We start from the raw sequence: 20630 nt of genomic DNA on the forward strand, positions 1-20630 counted from the left end.
CACGCTCCATTTTCACTCGGGGCCGATCAGGCGCTTTTGACGAAGCGCTGATTGCGTTCCATCAGCAGGCCCCAGTTCTGGGCGGAGGCGAGGTGGAGCGCGATTGCGTCCGTCCAGCCCTTTTCCGTCCACTGCTTCAGGGTTCTTGCCGGCAGCGCGCGGTAGCGCTCGATATCGATCACGCTGAAGCCATCGAGGCGGTAGCGCGACTTGTCCGGGAAATCCATGTCGACATGGCGGGCGACGAGGATATCCGCCTCGGAAATCGCCTTCAGGAAGGCGGTGTCCTGCGCGCGGTGCTGGTGATAGGCCTCGCACAGATGCAGCATCGGCTCGACCGCCTTGCTGGCGGTGCCGTCCTCGTTGAAGATCGGCGCTGCGTCCGGCGCATCGGAAAGCGGCTTTATCCGGCCGCTCTCGCTGTCATAGGCGAGATAGCGGGTGTCCTGGTCCGGCGACTGCACCAGAATGAAGGGATAGCGGCGGATATAGGCCGGAATGTAGGTGCGGGCCGCCCAGGCGCCGTCTTCCTCGAGCATCAGGTTGCGGCCCTGTTTCAGCCCGACGATCGCGACCGGCGAGGGCTCCTTTCCGCCGACGAACACGATCGGATAATGACGGATCGAAGGCATGAATTCGCTGACGGACAGCGGGATTGCCGTGGCCTCGGCCGTGAACGAAAAATCCTGGCTGCCGACAAGCCCCATCGCCTTGTGGTCCTCGAAGCGCAGCACCTGCGGCTTCCTGTAGAAAAGCGGCAACTGGGTTTGGGTGGTCATGAATTACGGTCTCCTCTCGGCCCTGTCCGGTATGACGTACCGCTCTCTTACATGGGTTGCCGGAGCGGAACAATCGCTGATATTCCCGTGAACGGACCTCCTTTGAGTTGTGGTCTGTTTTTATTCTTCTTGAGGTTGACAGGTGAGGGCAGGATTGAGAATGTTAACTACTTGTTAATTTTAGCAAGTGACTGGAGAGGGACAATGAAATATCTGACATGTGTCGTGCTGGGCGCGGCCGCGCTTGCGGCTGGCTGTGGCAACAATGGCAATGATGGCATCGCGACCAACGCGCTTGGCTATTATGGCGACGTGAACTGGGACACGGGCCGGATCGACGGGTCGGGGACGGCAGAGGCCGGTATTCAGATCAACGACGATGACAGCGTGACCGTTCAGATCAACGAGGGTCCGTATGCCGGGGAAACCACAACCTTCTATTACGACGGCGCGGGCGGCTATACGACCGACGACGCCGAGGCCTATCTGCAGCTCGGTTATTTCGACAATCCGAACGTCAAGGATGGCCCGGTGGTGGCCCTGATCGACGTCAATGACAACGACGAAGAGCTCACCCTGATGGCGCTTCGCTCGAGCAACGACATGACCGCTGAATCCGACATGCCGGTCACGGGCTTTGCGACCTATACCGGCAGCCATCTGGGCGGAGCGACGATCCCGGGCCAGTATCTCGATTATATCGAGGGCGGTTTCCAGGCCAATGTCGATTTCGGCGCCGGTCAGCTTGCGGGCGCCATGCAAAGCGATCTGGGCGACATTACCTTCGATGCCACCATTTCCGGGGCCGAGTTCAACTCGAACGCCAATTCGATCGCGATCGGCAATGATTACGGCGTCATCAACCAGGGGGCTTCCGGCGTCGAGGGCGGGTTCTACGGTGCCGGCGCTGCAGGCATGGCGGGGACCTATCTGCTGAACGGTCAGGGGTCGCTGGATGGCGCAGGCGCCGTCGGCGCCTTCGTCGCCGATCGGAACTGACCCTCGCCGGAACGATCGCGGGCCCCTTTCGGCCCGCGGTCATTCATCGGGAGATATTCCGGTCAATGGAGCGGTTTTGCCCTTTCGCCAAAGAGCGACCGTTCTCTCCATATGTTTGAAGCCTTTTCGCAGACCTCGGGCGAAGCTATTCGGTCGCGAAACGCATTGGTACAGAGTTCGCGGTCATCGGATGCAGTTCGCACGCCTCATTCTCGGTCTGAAACGCATGGCGGCTTCGGCCGCAGCAGCGCTCGTCTTCGCCGGCCTTTCCGGCGGCGCGGCGTTGGCCGACAACCCGTTTCCCGAGATCAAGATGCTGATCGAATCGGGCCAGTATGATCAGGCGATGGCGCTGTCGGCGCATCTGACCCGGGATCCGGAAATGTCCGCCCTGTCGCAGAAATTCACCTATGCGCTGATCCTGAAGCGCCAGGGGAAGCTGAAAGAGGCGGCGGGGATCATGCGCGCGATCCTCGCGGAAAAGCCGAACCTGTCGCGCGTGCGCCAGGAACTTGCCCACACGCTTTCGCTGATGGGGGAGAAGAAGGCCGCGATCTACCATTTCTCGATTCTCGCCGACAACGCGCCGAGCGAATCGCTGCGCTCCTTCTACGAGGATTTCATCGACCGCGTGAATCTCGACCGGCCGTGGACGCTCGGCGGCTATGTGGCGATCGCCCCCAGCACCAATATCTCGAATTCGACCGATGAGGACCTCGTCCATATCGGCGGCATTCCGCTTGTGCCCGGCGAGAAGGCCGAAAGCGGCGTCGGGCTGAACTACGGCGTGAACGGCACCTATACGTTCGAACTTGTTGACGATCTCTCGTTGACCTTCGGCGGTTCTGTCACCGGCCTTGCCTACAAGGAAACCGCCTATAACCAGACCCAGTTCGGCGGCTTCTCGCAGCTTTCCTGGCGCATGGACCCCTGGATCTTCAGCGGCGGCATAGCGGCCGAGCGGGTGCTCTTGGGCAATGAGCCTTATCGCACCGGTTACGGTCCGGTGTTTTCCGTGCGCCGGTCCTTCGGGGCTTTCGGCGTCACTTCCGCCAATGTCTCGTATCAGTGGCTGGATTACGACGAGGTCGATGCCTTTGACGGCTATCAGGCGGGTTTCAGCCTCAATCATCGTTACGCGCTGACGGCGGCAAGCAGCATACGCGTCGGCGGCGGCTACAATTATGTCCATGCCGAAAACGACATCAATTCCTATGATGGCTACAATCTGAACGCCAAATATGCGCGCGAATGGTCGGGCGGTATCCTCACCGATATCGCGGTCTCGGGCACGCTCAGGGATTATGTCGGCGATTTTCCGCTGATGACCGAGTCGCGTCTCGACCGGCGCATCGATATCGAAGTCGGCGCGACCTTCCGCACGCTGGCGATGAAGGGCTTCGCGCCGCGGCTGGAATATGCCTATTCGCAGAATTTCTCGAATGTCGAGCTCTACGACTATAACAAGAGTACCGTGTCGCTGTTCGTGACCAAGCAGTTTTAGGGGTCAGCCCGACCGCTGAGCGGCGGCCTGCAGGAACTCGACCTCGCGCCCCGGCCGGATGATCGCGGCGGTCAGCCTGCCCCTGGCGTAGGCGCCGGTATCGATCGAGATCACGCCGTTCGCCATGATTGGACGGTCGACCACGGTATGGCCGTGGACGATCCATGTGCCGTCCTCGCGTGGCAGTTGCCCGAACGCCGGATGCCCCCAGGTCAGGTTGGCGGGGCGCTGGCTCTCCAGCGGCTTGCGCGGGTCGGCGCCAGCGTGCACCACGGCGACATTGCCGCTTTTCCAGAGCCGGGGCATTGCCTCCAGAAAGCCGGCCATGTCGCCGAGCTGCTGGGCCAGGGCATCGCGAACCAAGGAAAAATTGTGTTCCGTCAGCGCGTTGCCGAGGGAAATATCCTTGAAGCTCTGCAGCGTCTGCAGTCCGCCATTGCGCAGCCAGCGCTCGCCCTTTTCCTCCGGCGCCCGCAGAAAATCGAGGAGCATCTCCTCGTGATTGCCCTTGAGACAGAGGATATCGCCGTCATGCGTCTGGCGTTCGTGGAGCATCCTCAACACGCCGGCGGAATCCTCGCCGCGGTCGATATAATCGCCGACATGGATGATCTTCATCCCCGGCGCGGCGTCAGCGACCTTGTCCCACAGCGCCGCGAGCGCGTCGGCGCAGCCGTGAACATCGCCGATCGCGGCAAAGCCCTCGTCCGGCGTCGGCAGGCCGCCGCGAAAGGATGGCGGCAGCGGCTCCGGGCTTGCCGGGCCGGGCCGGGAAAACAGGCGGCGTAGCGATTTCATCGGCGCAGACACCTCCAGCGCAAGACGGCATGGGTCGCGGAAGCGACCGGAGAACACCCAGCGACGCTAACAGAGATGAGGGCCGGCGGGCAAGACGCCTTCCGGCCGGCAGGCGCGAGCGCTATTCCGGCTGTCCGTAATAGGCGGTCGCGCCGTGCTTGCGCAGGAAGTGCTTGTCGAGCAGTTCCTGTTCGATCGGCTTCAGGCCCGGCTCAAGCTGCAGCGATGACAGCGCCATATCGGCGATGCATTCCACCGCGACGGCCACCTCGACCGCCTTGGCGACGGTCTTGCCCCAGGTGAACGGCGCATGGCGGTTGACGAGGACGGCCGGAAAATCGAGCGGATTGAGGTCCTTGAACCGCTCGACGATGACATTGCCGGTCTCCCACTCATAGGCGGACGCGATCTCCTCTGGCGTCATCTTCCGGGTGACCGGTATCTCGCCGTAGAAGTAGTCGGCATGAGTGGTGCCGAAATTGGGGATGGCGCGGCCGGCCTGGGCAAAGGCGGTGGCGCGGGTGGAATGGGTGTGGACCACGCCGCCGATCTCCTCGAAGGCCAGGAACAGACGGCGGTGGGTGGGCGTATCGGAGGAGGGCCGCAGATTGCCCTCCACGATATTCCCCTCGAAATCCACGATCACCATGTTGCCGGGCGTGAGGTCGGCATAGTCGACCCCGCTCGGCTTGATCGCGAAGACGGCCCTGTCGCGGTCGACCGCGCTGGCATTGCCGAAGGTCAGGTTGATCAGCCCCTGTTTCGGTAGCGCGATATTGGCCTCATAGGCCTCGCGCCGGATTTCCGTATACATGGCCGCCTCCTTACGCCTTGATGCCGAGGCCGAGATGCCAGTAGATCTCGTTGTTGCGGAGATCCTGCTTGAACCGGTCGAGGCGGGTGTCGTCATTGATGACGGCAAGCTCGATCCCGGCCATGGTGGCGAAATCCTCCAGCATTTCGGTGGTTACATCGTTGGAATAGGCGGTGTGGTGCGCGCCGCCTGCCAGAATCCAGGCGGAAAGCGCGGTCTTGAAGTCCGGCTTGCATTCCCACACGGCGCGCGCCACTGGCAGCTTCGGCAGGTCGGGATGTTCGACCGAGGTCACCTCGTTGACCAGCAGGCGGAAGCGGTTGCCCATGTCCATCAGGCTGGCGTTGAGCGCCGGGCCGAGCTTGGCGTTAAACACCATGCGCACCGGATCGGCCTTGCCGCCGATACCGAGCGGATGGATCTCGATATTGGGCTTGCCGTCGGCGATCGACGGGCAGATTTCCAGCATGTGAGAGCCCAGCACCTGCTCGTGACCGGGGGCCATGTGGTAGGTATAATCCTCCATGAACGAGGTCGCCCCGCTCATGCCGTGACCCATCACCTTCAGCGCGCGCACCAGCGCCACGGTCTTCCAGTCGCCCTCGCCGGCAAAGCCGTAGCCGGCCGCCATCACCCGCTGGGTGGCCATGCCCGGCAGCGTCTCCATGCCGTGCAGGTCCTCGAACGTGTCGGTAAAGCCCTTGAAGCCGCCGGCTTCGAGGAAGGTCTTGAGGCCAAGTTCCTGACGCGCCGCGTTCAGCAGGCTGTCATGGCGATCGCCACCCTTTTTCAGAACGTCAGCAACATTGTACTCGTTCTCGTAGCTCGCTGCGAGATCGGCGACATCGCCGTCGGAGAGCGTATTCATCACGTCGACCAGGTCCATGATGCCGTAGCCGTTGACCGAGAAGCCGAGCTTCATTTCGGCGGCGACCTTGTCGCCCTCGGTCACGGCAACCTCGCGCATATTGTCACCGAAGCGGCAGAACCGGCCGTCCTGCCAGTCGTCCCAGGCGCGCGCGGCGCGCATCCAGGCGTCGATGCGGGCATGAACCTCCTTGTCCGTCCAGTGGCCGGCGACGACCTTGCGGCCGAGCCGCATGCGGGTGTGGATGAAGCCCGCCTCGCGGTCGCCATGGGCGGCCTGATTGAGGTTCATGTAATCCATGTCGATCGTATCCCACGGCAGGTCGCGGGCATATTGGGTGTGGAAGTGCAGGAACGGCTTGTTGAGCAGGTTGAGCCCGCGGATCCACATTTTCGACGGCGAGAAGGTGTGCATCCACAGGATCAGCCCGCCGCATTCGGGATCGGAATTGGCGCGGACCGCCAGTTCGGTCGCCTCCGCCGGGCTTTTCACCACGGGCTGCGGCACGATTTCGAGCGGCAGGTTGCCGTCCGTCGACAGCGCGTTGGCGATCTCGGTGAATTGCGCGTCGACCTGGGCGAGCGTTTCGGGGCCGTAGAGATGCTGCGAACCGCAGACGAACCAGATCTTCAGTGGTTTGAGGCCGATCATGTTTATCCTCCGGAATGTGAGCGCGTCGGTAAATTGCCGTTTCCGGCCTGACGCGCGTGAAACAAATGTTATGGCGCTTTCTGGCGCCGTGTTATGCGGCGCGAACCCTGTCGCGGATCTCGATCAGATCCTTCATGATCTTCGACAGGTCGGAATCGCGGGTAATCCCGCCGAAACCGTCATGCAGCGTCAAATAGAGACCGTAGAGCTCCTCGTAGATCGCGACGTTTTCGGGGATCGGGTCGTAGCGGATATCCTTCAGCCCGGTCATCGCCCGCGTGGTCGCCTTGATGTCCCCATGGGCGCCGGCGACGGAGGCGGCGGCCACGGCAGCGCCCAGCGCGCAGGTCTGGGCCGAGCGGGTCACAAGCATCGTTCGGTTCATGACGTCGGCATAGGTCTGCATCAGCATCGGGTTCTTCTCGGCGATGCCGCCGGCGCAGACGACCTTGTCGATCGGCACGCCGTAATCGGTCATGCGCTCGACAATGGCGCGCGCGCCAAAGGCGGTGGCCTCCACCAGCGCGCGGTAGATCTCGGCGCGGGTCGAATAGAGCGTCTGTCCCAGAATGAGACCCGTCAGGCGCTGGTCGACCAGAATGGTGCGGTTGCCATTGTTCCAGTCGAGCGCCAGAAGCCCGCTTTGCCCGGCTTTCATCCCCGCGGCCTCGCGGGAAAGCTCGTCATGCAATGCCGGGCCGCCCTGGCAGACGCGCTCGACCCACCATTTGAAGATATCGCCGACGGCCGATTGCCCCGCCTCGATGCCGTAGAAGCCCGGCAGTATCGAGCCTTCGACAATGCCGCAAAGGCCGGGGATGGTGTCCGATTTCGACATGTCGACGATCGCGCAGTCGCAGGTCGACGTGCCGATGACCTTGACCAGCATGCCTTCCTCGATGCCGCAGCCGATCGAGCCGAGATGGTTGTCGAAGGCGCCGGTGGCGATCGCGATGCCTTCCGGCAGGCCGAGCTTCCCGGCCCATTCGGCGCATAGCGTGCCGGCGGGCACCGAGATGTCCTGCGCGGTATCGTAAAGCCGGTCGCGCAGGACGGCGATCGCGGGATCGAGCATGCCCAGGAACTCCTTGTCCGGCAGGCCGCCCCATTTGGGATTGTAGAGCCCCTTGTGGCCGGCCGCGCAGACGCCGCGCTTGATATCGGCGGGCGCCTTGACGCCGGCGAGTACCGAGGGGATCCAGTCGGCAAGCTCGACCCAGGAGGCCGCCGCATCAAAGACGGCGCGGTCGACATTCAGGCAGTGCCAGATCTTCGACCACCACCATTCCGATGAATAGGTATCGCCGACCATGGCGAGATAATGCGGCCGCTCGGCCTTGCCGAGCGCGGTGATCTTCTCGGCCTCGCGCCAGCTCGTGTGGTCCTTCCACAGCCAGCAATGGGCGTTGAGATTGTCGGCAAATTCCGGGTCCATCGCCAGCGCGCCGTTCTCGGCGTTCACCGGCAGCGGGCTCGAGCCGGTGGTATCCACGCCGATGCCGATCACCTTCGCGGCATCGAACTTCTCGTGCCGGGACGCCTGTTCCAGCGCGCCGCGAACGCATGCTTCCAGCCCCTGCAGATAATCGGCGGGGCTCTGGCGCGCGAGCAGCGGATCATCGGCGTCGAGCATCACGCCCTGATCGCCGCTTGGATAATCGAAGACATGGGTTCCGTATTCAAACCCGTCATCGCAGCCGACGACCAGCGCGCGCACCGAGTTTGTGCCGTAATCGATACCTATGGAGAACATGGGTGCCTCGCCTAAACCATTCACTTATTAGCGGGTCCCCGGCAGGCCGGAGACTGTGCTGTTGTTTTCATTGTGCTGTTGCCCGCTCCGTGGTCAAGCGCAGCAAGCCCTTCTGCAGCAGGATGAACAGGAGCAGAAGAATACCGATGGCGATCTTGGTCCACCAGCTCGAAAGCGTTCCGTCGAAGACGATGTAGGTCTGGATCAGGCCCATGGTCAGCACGCCGAACAGCGTGCCGAACACATAGCCCGCGCCGCCCGTCAGAAGCGTGCCGCCGATAACGACGGTGGCAATCGCCGTCAGCTCCGTGCCCACGGTCGCGAGCGGATAGCCGGAGCCGGTGTAGATCGCGAACACGATGCCGGAAAGCCCGGCCATGAACCCGGAAAAGGCATAGATCGAAACCGTGGTGTGGCCGATCCGCGAGCCCATCAGCCGCGCCGTCTGCTCGCCGCCGCCAAGCGCGAACACATTGGCGCCGAACCGGGTCTTGTGCGCGACCAGATGGCCGGCGACGAAGGACAGGAGCATGACGATGCCGATCAGCGTCAGCCTTCCCTTGCCGGGCATCACCCAGTAGGTCTTCTGCAGCATGTTGAAGAATTCATTGTCGATCGGCACGGAATCGATGGTCAGCATATAGGCGACGCCGCGCGCCAGGAACATGCCGGCAAGCGTGACGATGAAGGCCGGCATGCCGAGCGTGTAGATCAGCCAGCCCATGGCAGCGCCAAAGGCCGTGGTGATGGCGAGCAGCAGCGCGAACACGACGAGCGGATGAAGCCCGGTATCGCGCAGCAGAACCGAGATGAACACGCCGGAAAACGCGATCACAGAGCCGACCGAAAGATCGATGCCGCCCGAGAGGATCACCACCGTCATGCCGACGGCGACGATGCCGAGATAGGCATTGTCGGTGAGCAAATTGCCCACCACCCGCGTTGACAACATGAACGGGAACTGGATGTAGCAGATCGCATAGGCGACGATGAAGATCGCGATCGTGGCGTAGAGCGGATAGAGGCGCGGATTTCTCATTCTCCCGCCTCCTGTGCGGTCTTGCGGCCCAGCAGTTTCTGCCTCAGATATTTCAGGTCGCCGGTGATGTTGGGCGATTGCAGAACCAGGATGAAGATCACCAGCACCGCCTTGATCACCAGATTGTATTCCGAGGGGAAGCCGGCGAGCAGAATGCCGGTGTCGATGGTCTGGATGATCATCGCGCCGATCACCGCCGCCGAGATCGAGAACCGGCCACCCATCAGCGAGTTGCCGCCGACAACGGTGGCGAGCACCGCGTCAAGCTCGAGCCAGAGCCCGGCATTGTTGGCGTCCGCGCCGCGGATATCGGCGGTGATGATGATGCCGGCAAGCGCCGCGCAGAAGCCGGAGGCCATGTAGACCGCGATCAGCAGGACGCGGGCATTGATGCCGGCGAGCGCGCTTGCCCGCCGGTTGACACCGATCGCCTCGATCAGGAGCCCGAGCGCCGTGCGCCGCACCAGCAGGATCGCAAGCGCCGCCGTCAGCACCCAGATCCAGACGGGCACCGGCATGCCCAGCACGGAGCCGGAGCCGAGAAAGGCGAAGCTCGGCAGGTTGAAGGTGAGAATCCGCCCCTCGGTGATCAACTGCGCGATGCCGCGCCCGGAGATCATCAGGATCAGCGTGGCGACGATCGGCTGGATGCCGATGAAGGCCACCAGCACGCCGTTGAAAAGGCCGGCCGCGAGCCCGGCGATAACCGCCATGGCGATCGCCGCGGCAAGGCCGTAGCCGGCGCCGATGGTGGCGGCCGCCATCGCGCCGGTAATCGCGATCACGGTGCCGACGGAAAGGTCGATGCCGCGGGTGGCGACCACCAGCGTCATGCCGATCGCCAGAAGCGCCACCGGCGCGCCGCGTTTCAGAACATCGATCACCGGCCCGACGAAGCGGCCGGACGAATATTCGATCTGCAGGAAGCTCGGGAAGAACAGGCTGACGAGGGCCACCAGCACCGCGAGCGTGATCAGTTGCGGGATAACGCGTTTCAGTCCGGCGGGCATCACACGGCCTCCGTCTTCTTGGAGGAGGCGATCGTCTTGACGATGTTGTCGGTGGCGATCTCCGCGCCGGTCAGCTCGGCGACATGGCGGCGGTCGCGCACGACGATCACGCGGTCGGAAACCGCGATCAGTTCGTCAAGCTCGGATGAGATGATCAGGATCGCCATGCCCTCCTCGGTAATGGTCTGGATCAGGTGCAATATTTCGGCATGCGCCCCGACATCGATGCCGCGCGTCGGCTCATCGAGAATCAGGAAGCGCGGGTTCATGGCGAGCCAGCGGGCGAGCACGACCTTCTGCTGGTTGCCGCCGGACAGTTCGCCGATCGGCTTTTCCGCGCTGGAGGTGCGGATATCGAGCTTCTCGATATATTCGGCGGCCAGCCGGTCCTGCTCGGCACGGCTGATCGGGCGGGCCCAGCCGCGCCGCGCTTGCAGCGCCAGCGCGATATTCTCGCGGACAGACAGATCGGCGATGATGCCGTCGGTCTTGCGGTCCTCGGGCGCAAAGCCGAAGCCGGCCGCGATCGCGTCGCGCGGATTGGCGATCGAAATCTTGCCGTTTTCATCGGAGATCGAGCCGGACTGGGCGCTGCGCACGCCGAAGATCAGTTCCGCGGTTTCGGTGCGGCCGGAACCGAGCAGTCCGGCAAGCCCGACCACCTCGCCGCGATGGATATCGAGATCGAAGGGTTCGATGAAATTGCGCTTGCCGAAATCGCGGACCTTGATCAGCGGTTCGCTGCCGACCCGGCCCTCGGTGCCGCGGCGCTGGGCATCGGCTTCGCTCTCGTCCAGCTCGCGGCCAAGCATGTGGGAAATCAGCCGTACCCGGTCGAGCTCGGCGGTCTTTTCGGTGGTGATCTTGCAGCCATTGCGCAGCACGGTCACGCGGTCGGTGAGCGCAAACACCTGATCGAGGAAGTGGGAAACGAAGATGATGCCGAGCCCCTCGTCGCGCAGCTTGCGCACGACGTCGAACAGCATCTCGACCTCGCGGGCGTCGAGGCTGGCGGTCGGCTCGTCGAGGATCAGCACCTTGCCCGAAAGCGCCACCGCGCGGGCGATGGCGACGATCTGCTGGACGGCGACCGAATAGCTGCCGAGATCGCGATTGACGTCGATGTCGAGCCCGTAGCCGGCGATCATCGCTTCGGCCTCGCGGCGCATGGCGCCGCCGTCGATGACGCCGAAGCGGCGTGGTTCGCGGCCGAAGGTGAGGTTCTGCGCGACCGTGAGGTTCGCAAGCAGGTTCACCTCCTGATAGACCGTGCCGATGCCGAGATCCTGGGCCTCCAGCGTGGAACGCGGGGAAATGGTCTGGCCGTCGAGCCTAATCGTGCCCTCGTCGCGGCTGTAGGCGCCGGTCAGGCATTTGATCAGCGTGGATTTGCCGGCGCCGTTTTCGCCAAGCAGGGCATGGACTTCACCGGCGGCAAGCTCGAAATCGACATCGTCGAGCGCCTTCATGCCGACGAAGCTCTTGGTGAGGTTTTGAATTGTCAGAAGCATTTTCGAGCACCCTGGATCGATCGCGCGGCGCCTTTTGTCTTGCAAGCATTTTCGGCGGGCGAGGCGCCCGACCGAAATATGCTTCAGGCGTGCCGAGGCGGCCGGGACCCCGATGACCCCGACCGCACCCGGGAGGATGGCTTAGTAGCCGAGGCTCTTGCGGCGCTCTGCCTCACCCGCAGGATCGTCTGCCTGGGTGTAGAGCTTCGATTCCGTCTGGATGAATTTCGGCGGCATGGTGCCGTCGGCCCAGTAGGCTTCCAGAGCATCGAAGGCGGGACCGGCCATGTTCGGCGTCAGTTCCACCGTGGCATTCGCCTCGCCGGCGGCCATGGCCTGGAAATAGTCCGGAACTGCGTCGATCGCGACGATCAGGATATCGGAACCGGGCTTCAGGCCGGCTTCCTTGATCGCCTGGATAGCGCCGACAGCCATGTCGTCATTATGGGCATAGAGCGCGCAGATGTCGGCCCCGCCGTTTTCGGCCTGCAGGAAGCTTTCCATGACTTCCTTGCCCTGCGAGCGGGTGAAGTCGCCGGTCTGGCTGCGGACGATCTCGATATTGTCGTGGCCTTCGATGGCGTTGCGGAAGCCGGTGGCGCGGTCGATCGCCGGCGAGGAGCCGGTCGTGCCCTGGAGTTCCACAACGCGGCAATCCTTGTCGCCGACCTCTTCGACCAGCCAGCCGCCGGCCACTTCGCCCTCATGCACGAGGTTGGAGCCGACCGCCGTCAGATAGAGATCGTCGGAGCTGTCGACCTGGCGGTCGAGCAGGACGACCGGAATGTCGGCATCCTTGGCTTCTTCCAGCGCGCTGTCCCAACCGGTGGCGACGACCGGGGCGAGCAGGATGGCGTCAACGCCCTGGGCCACGAAGGCGCGGATGGCGGCGATCTGGTTTTCCTGCTTCTGCTGGGCATCGGAGAATTTCAGGTCGATGCCGCGCTCTTCGGCCTGCTGCTTGGTGAGCGTGGTTTCCGCTGCGCGCCAGCCCGATTCGGAGCCGATCTGCGAAAAGCCGACGGTCTGGGCCGAGGCGGCGGCTGCCGTCATGGTGATGGCGGCGACGGTTGTAAGCAATAGAGACTTCATCTGTTATGTCCTCCCGTTAACAGAACGCGGCAAGGCTTTGCCGCAGACGCCGGCGGCGCTTTCGAGCCACCCGGCAATACGCCGAGACATTCCGCACGGCCGGGGGCATGTCCTCCCGCCACGACCGTTGCGTCTTGCGGCAACCGGCAGGTTTCCCGGCCAAGCTTCCCGCAAAAAATGTCCTTGCGATGAGGGGAGTGTTGCAATTTACCGCTATAGGGACAAATGAATAATCGTGTTTCTGATATAGCAGAAATGGTATGGATATGACGTCAGACGGCGATCGATACAGCGGACAGGACGAATTCATCCGGCGCGGACTGCGGTTTTCGCAGATGCGTCTGATCGCGCTGCTCGACCGCAAGGGCCAGATTTCATCGGCCGCCGCTCAGCTCGGCATGACCCAGTCGGCGGCCTCCCGGCTCCTGTCGGAACTGGAGCACACGGTCGGCGCCAAGCTCTATGAACGCCACGGCCGCGGCGTCGAACTGACAGAGGCGGGTCAGGCGATGGCCGAGCAGGCGCTGGTGATCCTCAACCAGCTCGATTACGCCCATCGCGAGATCGCGCAGATCGTCGAGGGCGCGCGCGGGCTGGTGCGCATGGGCGCGGTGACCGGCCCCTCGCTGCAACTGATCATGCCGGTGATCCGGCAGCTCAGGAGAGATTTTCCCGAGATCGAGGTTTCGGTGCAGGTCGATACCTCGGACAAGCTCGCCGAGGCGCTGTTTTCCCACGCCGTCGATTTCTACATCGGCCGCCTGCCGGAGGATATGGACGCGAAATCCGTGACCATGCGGCCGCTGGGCGTCGAACCGGTGACCATGATCGCGGGCGTGCACCATCCGCTCTCCGGCCGGGAGACGATCTCGATCGGCGAGTGCCTGGACTATGACTGGGTGATGCAGCCGGTCGGCACGCCGTTGCGTCGCTCGGTTGAGGCGCATCTGATGGCGAACGGCTTCCAGCTTCCCCGCCATGTTCTGGTCACCACATCGCCGCTGCTCTCGCTCGCCATGATCGCGGAGACCGACGCGGTGACGCCGGTCGCCCGGCCGGTGGCGGATTTCTTTCATGCCGGCGGCAAGCTCGGCGCGGCGATCTGCCAACTGCCCGTGCGCGAGGCCATCGATGTCAGCGCCTATTCGATCATCCAGCGCGTGTCGGCGCTGCAGCCGCCGCCGGTCAAGCGCGTGCTGGCGCTGATCGAACGTGAGATCGCGCTCCACCCCGACCAGTTTCCCGAAAGCGGCGGGCGGCGTCTGCAGAATTGATCTTAGTCAATGCCGCACTCCGGCAGGACGGGCAGATTGAAGCCATAAGTTCTGCACAGAGGAGCAAGACGTCATGTTTACGAAGATCATTGTTCCTGTCGATATTTCGACCCTCGACAAGGGCGCCGATATCTTCAGGAAAGCCGCCAGCCTTCTGGACGAGGGCGGGAAGATCATTCTCCTCCATGTGGTGGAGGAAGTGCCCTCTTACCTCGCGATCGACATGCCGGCCGATCTCATCGCCAATGCCACGGACGAGGCGCAGGACAAACTCGTGAAGCTGCGCGACGACACCGGCATCGATGCCGAGATCGAATTGCGCAGCGGCCCGCCGGCGCGCGAAATTCTTGCCTGCGCCAAAGAGCGGGGCGCCGACCTGATCATCATCGCCTCGCATCGGCCGGATTTCTCGAACTATCTGTTGGGATCGACCGCCGACAGGGTCGTGCGTCACGCCGTCTGTTCGGTGCTGGTGCGCAGATAAACACAAATGGTGAGGGCATTCCGCCGTCAGGCAGGAATAGCCGAGGAGAACATTATGGACGTCGCACATTACAAGGCCGTGCTAGAAACGCGCCAGGCCGAAATCCTGAAACGGCTGCACCGGATCGACGATGACCTCGGCCGCACCCGCGATCCCGACAGCGCGGAACGGGCGACCGAAGCCGAGAATGACGAGGTGCTGGAGGAGTTCGGCCATGTCGGTTCGGACGAACTCAAGGCGCTTGAAGCCGCCCTGCAGCGCATCGAGGCAGGTACTTACGGCAAATGCGTGAAGTGCGGCAAGCCGATCTCCGAGGAACGTCTGGACGTCGTGCCGCAGACGCCATTCTGCAAGAAATGCGCCGCTTCTCTTTGATCTGGCGGATGGGCGGAGGCTGATTGGCCTGAAGGGCACAGCCTTCGACCCGCTTCAAAAGGAAGGCCGGTCATGGCAACGAACCAGCTTCATCGCGGTCGTCTGATTGACCACGTTCAGCTCGTGGTGCCCGATTTCAAGGCCAGCGAAACCTTCTACAAGGCGGTCATGTCGGTGCTCGATATACCGGTTTTCGTCATGGGCGATGATTACCTCATGGCAGACGAACTGGTCGTATCGTCCGTTGGCAGCGCGACCGCTTCGGGTCAACTGACCGGGCGCTATCATCTCGCCTTTCAGGCGAAAGATCGCGAGACGGTCGATGCCTTCCACGAAGCAGCGCTGGCGCATGGAGGGCGTGACAATGGCGCGCCCGGCCTGCGGGCCTATCATCCGTCCTATTACGCCGCCTTCGTCCTCGACCCCGATGGCAACAATATCGAGGCCGTGTACCAGGGAGAGGCAAAACGCAGCGCGCCCTCCGTTACAATTGATTTCTAGAGCAGCGACGTTGTTATGGCGCTGCAGGCGTTCCGGTGGCCGTGATCCTGGTTCCCGCGATGACGGTTGAGAGAGCGGAAAGGTTTCCACTGGAAAGGCTTTCCAGGGAGAGGCCGGGTTCGCTGTCGATGCTCAGGGTCCAGCTGCCTTCCGGTTTGGGGAAGGCCCGGATCAGCGCGCTGAGTGCGGCCAATGATTCGGGGGGCATTGTTGTCTCAGGCCAGCTTGCAAGCATCGCAATCGCAGCCTCTTGAGCTGCCGCGATTGCGGGGCGGGGGTCCTGGTCGGCAGGCAGGGTGCTCAGGATGGGCGGCGCGAAGAGCCTGGCGAACAGGCCGTTGTCTTCAAGAGAAGCCTCGAAATGATCGAGCGTGCCTTTGGTTTCAGTCAGGCTGGATAGCGGCACATCGCTATTGTCGAAGTCCGAGAGACTGGCTGATAGCGAGAGGCGGCCGAGCTTTCCGGCGCTGAGCTCGAAATCGACCGCGCCGGTGCGTTCAGCCGGATCGGTCGTGTAGGCAAGGTGAAGGTCGATGCCGGTACTGGAGAGGCTGATGATGTAATCCTGGAGCGGCGAGCCCGTTTGCGGCACGATACGCAGGCCCTTTAGCGTCAGATCTGCCGCGGCGGAAAGTTTCCCGGCCTCAAAAGTTTGCAGGAGGTCGGGGCTGAGCAGAACGATTTCATCAATTCTATAATGGATGTATGAACTCTCGGCCCATGACAGGTCGGTGGCGCGGCAGCCGCCCTCGACATCTTCGATAAGGGTATCTTGTGTGGTCTTGACGTCCGGAATGGATGCGAGAAGGGCAGCACAATCGGCGAGAGGCGTGGTCTTGTCCGCAAGCTCGGCCAGACTCGGCTGGGAAAACAGCGGGACAGCTAAAGCGAAGAGGCCGAGCGCTCGCATCGTTGCGACTCCATAAGAAAGGTAAGGTTGATGTCGGCTTTCATTGCCGAGTGCGGCAGGAATGTGGCGCTCTGCACGCGCCGTCAACAGGACTTCAGGACCGGGCAACCGAATTGGTGCACATAACTGCGGAAAGCGTGGTCGCCGGCTGAATGATCGTTTTGACACGGACCCGCCTCTCGCTCAATATGAGGCGCATTGCGAACATGAGGAGCGGCGATCATGAAGGCGTTTGGTTTGAGTTTGGCGGCGGCATTGATGCTGGCCGGATCGACTTTCGCTCAGGATGAACAGGTCAAGTATTCCGACGCGCCGACGGCGGATTGCCTTGCGGCGGCCGATACGGCGGATGCGATGCGCGTCTGTATCGGGCTTGCGACGGCACAATGCGTCGATGCCTCGGATTATGGCTCGACCACCGTCGGCATGATGGAATGTACGGCCAAGGAAGCCGACTTCTGGGACGCGAAGCTGAACGCGACCTACAAGGAGCTGATGGCGCGTGCCGAAAAATTCGACAAGATGAACGCGGACGATCCGCGCATCGTGGAAAAGATCGCCGACAGCCTGCGCGACATGCAGCGCGCCTGGATCCCCTATCGCGACGCGACCTGCACCTTTCAGTATGCGCTCGGCATGGGCGGCACGATCGCCTCGACGCTGTCTTCGAACTGCCAGCTGGAGATGACGGCGGAGCAGTATATCTATCTCGCGACCGCGTGGCAGGAGAACTGAACCGCATGGACGGCGACGGCGCGGCGTTGTAAAGCCGGGGCAAACCCAATTCAGGTGAGCCCATGCTGATACGCGATGCCGTGGAGGCCGATCTTCCGGCCATTCTCGAGATTTACAACGACGCCGTCATAAATTCGACCGCGATCTGGAACGAGATCGTGGTCGATCTCGACAACCGCCAGACCTGGCTGGTCGCGCGCCGCGCCAAGGGCTTTCCGGTCCTTGTTGCCGAACGCGACGGCGTGGTCCTCGGCTATGCGAGCTATGGCGACTGGCGCGCCTTTGACGGCTATCGCCACACCGTGGAGCATTCCGTCTATGTGCGCAGCGATATGCGCGGCGGCGGTATCGGCCGGGCGCTGATGGAGGCTTTGCTCGCCTATGCCAAAAAGGCGGGCGTTCATGCGATGATCGCCGCCATCGAGGCCGGTAATGCGGGCTCCATCGCGCTGCATGAAAAGCTCGGCTTCTTCCACACCGGCCGCTACCCTGAGGTCGGCACCAAGTTCGGCCGCTGGCTCGACCTCGTCACGATGCAGTATCTGTTTGCGGAGTAGATCCATTGAGTTTGGAAAGGTATCTACACTGCTGGCAATGCTCCGATTCAGTGTACGTCCTTGCTCTCTGTGGTCGGGCTTGAAGAAAGGCCTATCCCCCTATTCGGCGTCATCCTCGGGCTTGACCCGAGGATCCAAGCACCTCGCCCTGCGACAGGCGTCTGCGGTTGACGTGACGTGTTCCCGACGCATGGCGAGAACGCCGCCAGCTCCTCTCGCGGCAGACGTGGTTAGATGCTCGGGACAGGCCCGAGGATTGTTTGTCGGATCTGCGCTATTGTTGTGATGCAGCTGCGGGCCGTTGGCTTGCCCGCAGCTGCTGCAACAGCCGACCGTCCGAGCATTGGGTGGAACACCCGCTGTCATCAAGGTCACTGTTGCACCGAGCAACCGCTTGAAGAGTTGATTGGGCCGCTGATTGCCACGCCCGCAAACAATCCCAAGCATGCCTTGAAAGGATAGCATCGCCATGGTCGTTTTGCATCACCCTCCGCACATCTGTCTTGGTTGCGACGTTGCAAAGGACACGATCGCCGTTTCCTGCGGCGGTCCGGCCACCGTCATCGCCAATCGCAGCAGGGATATTCGTCGCTTCCTGCGAAACTGCGAGGCAGATCTGGTCATCTGCGAACCCACCGGCGGGTATGAAACCGTCCTGATCGAAGAGTGCCTGCGGCGCGGCCTTGCCGTCCACCGGGCCGATACGCGCAGGCTCAAGGCCTTCATTCGTTCGCGTGGACGGGTCGGCAAGAGCGATGCGATCGATGCCCGGGAAATGGTCGCCTATGGCATGGAACGCTGGGCAAGCCTGTCCCTGTGGCAGGCTGAAAACCCTGAAGAGGCAAGGCTCAAGGCCCTTGTGCGCCGCCGCGCCGATCTGGTCGCCATCAGGGTCGCCGAGCAAAACCGCGCCATGGCGCCGGGCGGACGTGAACTTGCCGTCACCTTCAAGGCCATGCTCGCTGCCATCAATCGCCAGATCGCGCTGCTCGACAAGGAAATCCGCATGCTCATGCGCAGCGAAGCCTTTGCAGCCAGGGCCAGCATCGCAATGGCGATGACCGGCATCGCGGAGACAACCGCCGCCGCCCTGATCGCCACAATGCCCGAACTCGGGACGCTGGATCGAAAAAAGGCGGCGGCGCTGGCCGGCCTGGCGCCGCACCCAAACGAGAGCGGCAACAAGATCGGTTACCGGAGAATGCGCGGCGGCAGACCCGTCATGCGCACCATCCTGTTCATGCCGGCCATGCAGGCCGCCCGCGGAAGGGGCGAGTTCGCCGCCTTCTACAAGCGCCTTGTCGAAGCCGGCAAAAAGCCAATCGTCGCGATCGCAGCAGTCATGCGAAAAATCGTCGTGACCCTCAATGCAAGGTTCACAGAGAAAGTCATCCAACAGAGTTGATGACGGCGGAGAGGATGAGCGGGCATGGTGCCGTCAAATCCGGCTTTCTGTCGGCCAGCGCCGTCGGCTCGCGCAATCAAATCGCCCCCAGCGTCCTGCTGACGGCGTTTTTCCAGCCCTTGTAGAGCCGCTCGCGGGTGGCCTCGTCCATTGACGGGGTGAACTGGCGGTCGAGGGCCCAGATCTTCGCGAACTCGTCGCGGTCGGGATAGAGCCCGGCCCGGCTGCCGGCGAGCCAGGCCGCCCCCAGCGTGGTGGTCTCGACCACCTTGGGCCGGTCGACGGGGACGCCCAGAATGTCGGAGAGGAACTGCATGGTCCAGTCATTGGCGCTCATGCCGCCATCGACGCGCAGGATATTGGCGCTGTCGGCGCTGCCCCAGTCATCCTGCATCGCTTCCAGGAGGTCGCGGGTCTGGTAGCCGACGCTCTGAAGCGCGGCGCGGGCGAATTCGGCGGGCCCGGAATTACGCGTCAGCCCGAAGATAGCGCCACGGCTTTCGGCATCCCAATAGGGCGCGCCGAGGCCGGTGAAGGCCGGCACCATGTAGAGCGTCTGCGCGGTATCGGCGGATTTCGCCAGCGCATCGGTTTCGCGGGCGTGGCGGATCACCTTCAGCCCGTCGCGCAGCCACTGCACCACCGCGCCGGCGATGAAGATCGAACCTTCGAGCGCATAGGTGGGCCTGCCGTCGAACTGATAGGCGATGGTGGTCAGCATGCGGTTCTTGCTGGCAACCATCCTGTCGCCGGTGTTGAGCAGCGCGAAGCAGCCGGTGCCATAGGTGGATTTCAGCATGCCGGGTGTAAAACAGGCCTGGCCGATGGTTGCCGCCTGCTGGTCGCCGGCAACGCCGTAGATCGGGATTTCGCGGCCGAAGAGATCGGCCCGGGTCATGCCGAAATCGGCGGCGCAGTCCTTTACCTCCGGCAGGATCGCCTGCGGAATGTCGAGGAGCTTGCATATATCGGCGTCCCATTCGCCCTTGTCGATATTGTAGAGCATGGTGCGCGCCGCATTGGTGGCGTCCGTCACATGGGAGCGCCCGCCGGTCAGCCGCCAGATCAGATAGGTGTCGACCGTGCCGAAGGCGAGCTTGCCATTCTCGGCTTGTCGGCGCGCACCCTCGACATTGTCGAGCAACCAGGCGAGCTTGGTGGCGGAGAAATACGGGTCGAGCAAAAGACCGGTGGCCGCTGTGATGAACTTCTCATGGCCGTCCTCGCGGAGCTTGGCGCAGCGGTCGGCGGTGCGCCGGTCCTGCCAGACGATGGCATTGTGGATCGGCCGCCCGGTCTCGCGGTCCCAGACGATCACGGTCTCGCGCTGGTTGGCGATGCCGATCGCGGCAATGTCGGAGGTCGCGACTTCGGCGCGCTCGACCGCCTCGCGGCAGGTGGCGGCGACCGTCGACCAGATGTCGGCGGGGTCGTGCTCGACATGGCCGGAAGCGGGATAATGCTGGGGGAATTCCTCCTGGGCGGAGGCCACGATCTTCATCGCGTCGTCGAAGATGATGGCGCGGCTCGATGTCGTGCCCTGGTCGATCGCCAGAATATGGCCCATGGGT

General features: G+C 63.0%; 20 protein-coding genes. 9 read left to right on the top strand and 11 right to left on the bottom strand.

Features of this window, described 5'->3' with window-relative positions; all coding sequences use genetic code 11:
- Nucleotides 1–26: 26 nt before the first annotated feature.
- Nucleotides 27–779 (bottom strand): SapC family protein, encoded by a 753-nt coding sequence (locus tag Mame_RS05380; RefSeq protein ID WP_018064770.1) that lies wholly within the window; start codon nucleotides 777–779, stop codon nucleotides 27–29.
- Nucleotides 780–983: 204 nt separating this feature from the next.
- On the opposite strand from Mame_RS05380, the gene Mame_RS05385 reads away from it, so the two are divergent.
- Nucleotides 984–1778: a transferrin-binding protein-like solute binding protein gene (locus Mame_RS05385; protein ID WP_018064769.1), complete on the top strand. Its 795-nt coding sequence runs from the start codon at nucleotides 984–986 to the stop codon at nucleotides 1776–1778.
- Nucleotides 1779–1968: 190 nt separating this feature from the next.
- Nucleotides 1969–3282 carry a surface lipoprotein assembly modifier gene (locus tag Mame_RS05390; RefSeq protein WP_018064768.1) on the top strand — a complete coding sequence of 438 codons (1314 nt, stop codon included), beginning with the start codon at nucleotides 1969–1971 and terminating at the stop codon, nucleotides 3280–3282.
- A gap of 3 nt (nucleotides 3283–3285) precedes the next feature.
- Here the strand turns inward: Mame_RS05390 and Mame_RS05395 are convergent, their stop codons facing one another.
- The 8 genes from Mame_RS05395 to ytfQ form a co-directional block, all read right to left on the bottom strand.
- Nucleotides 3286–4080, bottom strand: a complete 795-nt coding sequence (locus Mame_RS05395; RefSeq protein ID WP_018064767.1) for a metallophosphoesterase — start codon at nucleotides 4078–4080, stop codon at nucleotides 3286–3288.
- Nucleotides 4081–4201: 121 nt separating this feature from the next.
- Nucleotides 4202–4894, bottom strand: a complete 693-nt coding sequence (gene araD / locus Mame_RS05400; RefSeq protein ID WP_018064766.1) for an L-ribulose-5-phosphate 4-epimerase AraD — start codon at nucleotides 4892–4894, stop codon at nucleotides 4202–4204.
- Nucleotides 4895–4904: 10 nt separating this feature from the next.
- On the bottom strand, nucleotides 4905–6413 hold the full coding sequence (gene araA, locus Mame_RS05405; RefSeq protein ID WP_018064765.1) for an L-arabinose isomerase: 1509 nt from the start codon (nucleotides 6411–6413) through the stop codon (nucleotides 4905–4907).
- Between the two features lie 91 nt (nucleotides 6414–6504).
- Nucleotides 6505–8166: a ribulokinase gene (locus Mame_RS05410; RefSeq protein ID WP_018064764.1), complete on the bottom strand. Its 1662-nt coding sequence runs from the start codon at nucleotides 8164–8166 to the stop codon at nucleotides 6505–6507.
- Nucleotides 8167–8233: 67 nt separating this feature from the next.
- On the bottom strand, nucleotides 8234–9205 hold the full coding sequence (yjfF, locus tag Mame_RS05415; protein WP_018064763.1) for a galactofuranose ABC transporter, permease protein YjfF: 972 nt from the start codon (nucleotides 9203–9205) through the stop codon (nucleotides 8234–8236).
- Entirely contained in the window at nucleotides 9202–10215 is a 1014-nt protein-coding gene (locus Mame_RS05420) for an ABC transporter permease (protein ID WP_018064762.1), read from the bottom strand. The genes yjfF and Mame_RS05420 overlap by 4 nt, the downstream gene beginning before the upstream one ends.
- A complete protein-coding gene (locus tag Mame_RS05425; RefSeq protein WP_026173466.1) occupies nucleotides 10215–11726 on the bottom strand; it encodes a sugar ABC transporter ATP-binding protein in 1512 nt (503 codons plus the stop codon). The genes Mame_RS05420 and Mame_RS05425 overlap by 1 nt, the downstream gene beginning before the upstream one ends.
- A gap of 141 nt (nucleotides 11727–11867) precedes the next feature.
- Nucleotides 11868–12818, bottom strand: a complete 951-nt coding sequence (ytfQ, locus tag Mame_RS05430; RefSeq protein WP_026173465.1) for a galactofuranose ABC transporter, galactofuranose-binding protein YtfQ — start codon at nucleotides 12816–12818, stop codon at nucleotides 11868–11870.
- A gap of 260 nt (nucleotides 12819–13078) precedes the next feature.
- Here ytfQ and Mame_RS05435 point away from each other — a divergent pair, with 260 nt between their 5' ends.
- The 4 genes from Mame_RS05435 (at nucleotide 13079) to Mame_RS05450 (ending at nucleotide 15452) form a co-directional block, all read left to right on the top strand.
- Nucleotides 13079–14092, top strand: coding sequence for a LysR substrate-binding domain-containing protein (locus Mame_RS05435; RefSeq protein WP_018064759.1), 1014 nt, complete (start codon nucleotides 13079–13081; stop codon nucleotides 14090–14092).
- Between the two features lie 73 nt (nucleotides 14093–14165).
- Complete coding sequence (locus Mame_RS05440; RefSeq protein WP_018064758.1) at nucleotides 14166–14576, top strand: universal stress protein; 411 nt, start codon at nucleotides 14166–14168, stop codon at nucleotides 14574–14576.
- A 54-nt stretch (nucleotides 14577–14630) separates the two neighbouring features.
- Nucleotides 14631–14951, top strand: a complete 321-nt coding sequence (locus Mame_RS05445; RefSeq protein ID WP_018064757.1) for a TraR/DksA family transcriptional regulator — start codon at nucleotides 14631–14633, stop codon at nucleotides 14949–14951.
- A gap of 72 nt (nucleotides 14952–15023) precedes the next feature.
- A complete protein-coding gene (locus Mame_RS05450; protein ID WP_018064756.1) occupies nucleotides 15024–15452 on the top strand; it encodes a VOC family protein in 429 nt (142 codons plus the stop codon).
- Between the two features lie 13 nt (nucleotides 15453–15465).
- Here the strand turns inward: Mame_RS05450 and Mame_RS05455 are convergent, their stop codons facing one another.
- Nucleotides 15466–16449: a hypothetical protein gene (locus Mame_RS05455; RefSeq protein WP_155122027.1), complete on the bottom strand. Its 984-nt coding sequence runs from the start codon at nucleotides 16447–16449 to the stop codon at nucleotides 15466–15468.
- A 135-nt stretch (nucleotides 16450–16584) separates the two neighbouring features.
- Between Mame_RS05455 and Mame_RS05460 the strand changes: the two genes are divergently transcribed.
- The 3 genes from Mame_RS05460 to Mame_RS05470 all read left to right on the top strand — a co-directional run bounded on the left by Mame_RS05460 (nucleotide 16585) and on the right by Mame_RS05470 (nucleotide 19059).
- Nucleotides 16585–17097 (top strand): lysozyme inhibitor LprI family protein, encoded by a 513-nt coding sequence (locus Mame_RS05460; RefSeq protein WP_018064754.1) that lies wholly within the window; start codon nucleotides 16585–16587, stop codon nucleotides 17095–17097.
- Between the two features lie 62 nt (nucleotides 17098–17159).
- Nucleotides 17160–17654 carry a GNAT family N-acetyltransferase gene (locus Mame_RS05465; protein WP_018064753.1) on the top strand — a complete coding sequence of 165 codons (495 nt, stop codon included), beginning with the start codon at nucleotides 17160–17162 and terminating at the stop codon, nucleotides 17652–17654.
- Between the two features lie 469 nt (nucleotides 17655–18123).
- A complete protein-coding gene (locus tag Mame_RS05470) occupies nucleotides 18124–19059 on the top strand; it encodes an IS110 family RNA-guided transposase (protein ID WP_079920699.1) in 936 nt (311 codons plus the stop codon).
- 76 nt (nucleotides 19060–19135) lie between these two features.
- Here Mame_RS05470 and glpK read toward each other — a convergent pair whose 3' ends face one another.
- On the bottom strand, nucleotides 19136–20626 hold the full coding sequence (gene glpK, locus Mame_RS05475; RefSeq protein ID WP_018066132.1) for a glycerol kinase GlpK: 1491 nt from the start codon (nucleotides 20624–20626) through the stop codon (nucleotides 19136–19138).
- Between the last annotated feature and the right edge of the window lie 4 nt (nucleotides 20627–20630).

The organism is Martelella mediterranea DSM 17316 (assembly GCF_002043005.1).
Lineage (GTDB): Bacteria > Pseudomonadota > Alphaproteobacteria > Rhizobiales > Rhizobiaceae > Martelella > Martelella mediterranea.

Bases quoted from the DNA above. Each gene is read 5' to 3' on its own strand.
- Mame_RS05380 (WP_018064770.1), bottom strand. From the start codon at position 779: ATGACCACCCAAACCCAGTTGCCGCTTTTCTACAGGAAGCCGCAGGTG.
- Mame_RS05385 (WP_018064769.1), top strand. From the start codon at position 984: ATGAAATATCTGACATGTGTCGTGCTGGGCGCGGCCGCGCTTGCGGCT.
- Mame_RS05390 (WP_018064768.1), top strand. From the start codon at position 1,969: ATGCAGTTCGCACGCCTCATTCTCGGTCTGAAACGCATGGCGGCTTCG.
- Mame_RS05395 (WP_018064767.1), bottom strand. From the start codon at position 4,080: ATGAAATCGCTACGCCGCCTGTTTTCCCGGCCCGGCCCGGCAAGCCCG.
- araD (WP_018064766.1), bottom strand. From the start codon at position 4,894: ATGTATACGGAAATCCGGCGCGAGGCCTATGAGGCCAATATCGCGCTA.
- araA (WP_018064765.1), bottom strand. From the start codon at position 6,413: ATGATCGGCCTCAAACCACTGAAGATCTGGTTCGTCTGCGGTTCGCAG.
- Mame_RS05410 (WP_018064764.1), bottom strand. From the start codon at position 8,166: ATGTTCTCCATAGGTATCGATTACGGCACAAACTCGGTGCGCGCGCTG.
- yjfF (WP_018064763.1), bottom strand. From the start codon at position 9,205: ATGAGAAATCCGCGCCTCTATCCGCTCTACGCCACGATCGCGATCTTC.
- Mame_RS05420 (WP_018064762.1), bottom strand. From the start codon at position 10,215: ATGCCCGCCGGACTGAAACGCGTTATCCCGCAACTGATCACGCTCGCG.
- Mame_RS05425 (WP_026173466.1), bottom strand. From the start codon at position 11,726: ATGCTTCTGACAATTCAAAACCTCACCAAGAGCTTCGTCGGCATGAAG.
- ytfQ (WP_026173465.1), bottom strand. From the start codon at position 12,818: ATGAAGTCTCTATTGCTTACAACCGTCGCCGCCATCACCATGACGGCA.
- Mame_RS05435 (WP_018064759.1), top strand. From the start codon at position 13,079: ATGGATATGACGTCAGACGGCGATCGATACAGCGGACAGGACGAATTC.
- Mame_RS05440 (WP_018064758.1), top strand. From the start codon at position 14,166: ATGTTTACGAAGATCATTGTTCCTGTCGATATTTCGACCCTCGACAAG.
- Mame_RS05445 (WP_018064757.1), top strand. From the start codon at position 14,631: ATGGACGTCGCACATTACAAGGCCGTGCTAGAAACGCGCCAGGCCGAA.
- Mame_RS05450 (WP_018064756.1), top strand. From the start codon at position 15,024: ATGGCAACGAACCAGCTTCATCGCGGTCGTCTGATTGACCACGTTCAG.
- Mame_RS05460 (WP_018064754.1), top strand. From the start codon at position 16,585: ATGAAGGCGTTTGGTTTGAGTTTGGCGGCGGCATTGATGCTGGCCGGA.
- Mame_RS05465 (WP_018064753.1), top strand. From the start codon at position 17,160: ATGCTGATACGCGATGCCGTGGAGGCCGATCTTCCGGCCATTCTCGAG.
- Mame_RS05470 (WP_079920699.1), top strand. From the start codon at position 18,124: ATGGTCGTTTTGCATCACCCTCCGCACATCTGTCTTGGTTGCGACGTT.
- glpK (WP_018066132.1), bottom strand. From the start codon at position 20,626: ATGGGCCATATTCTGGCGATCGACCAGGGCACGACATCGAGCCGCGCC.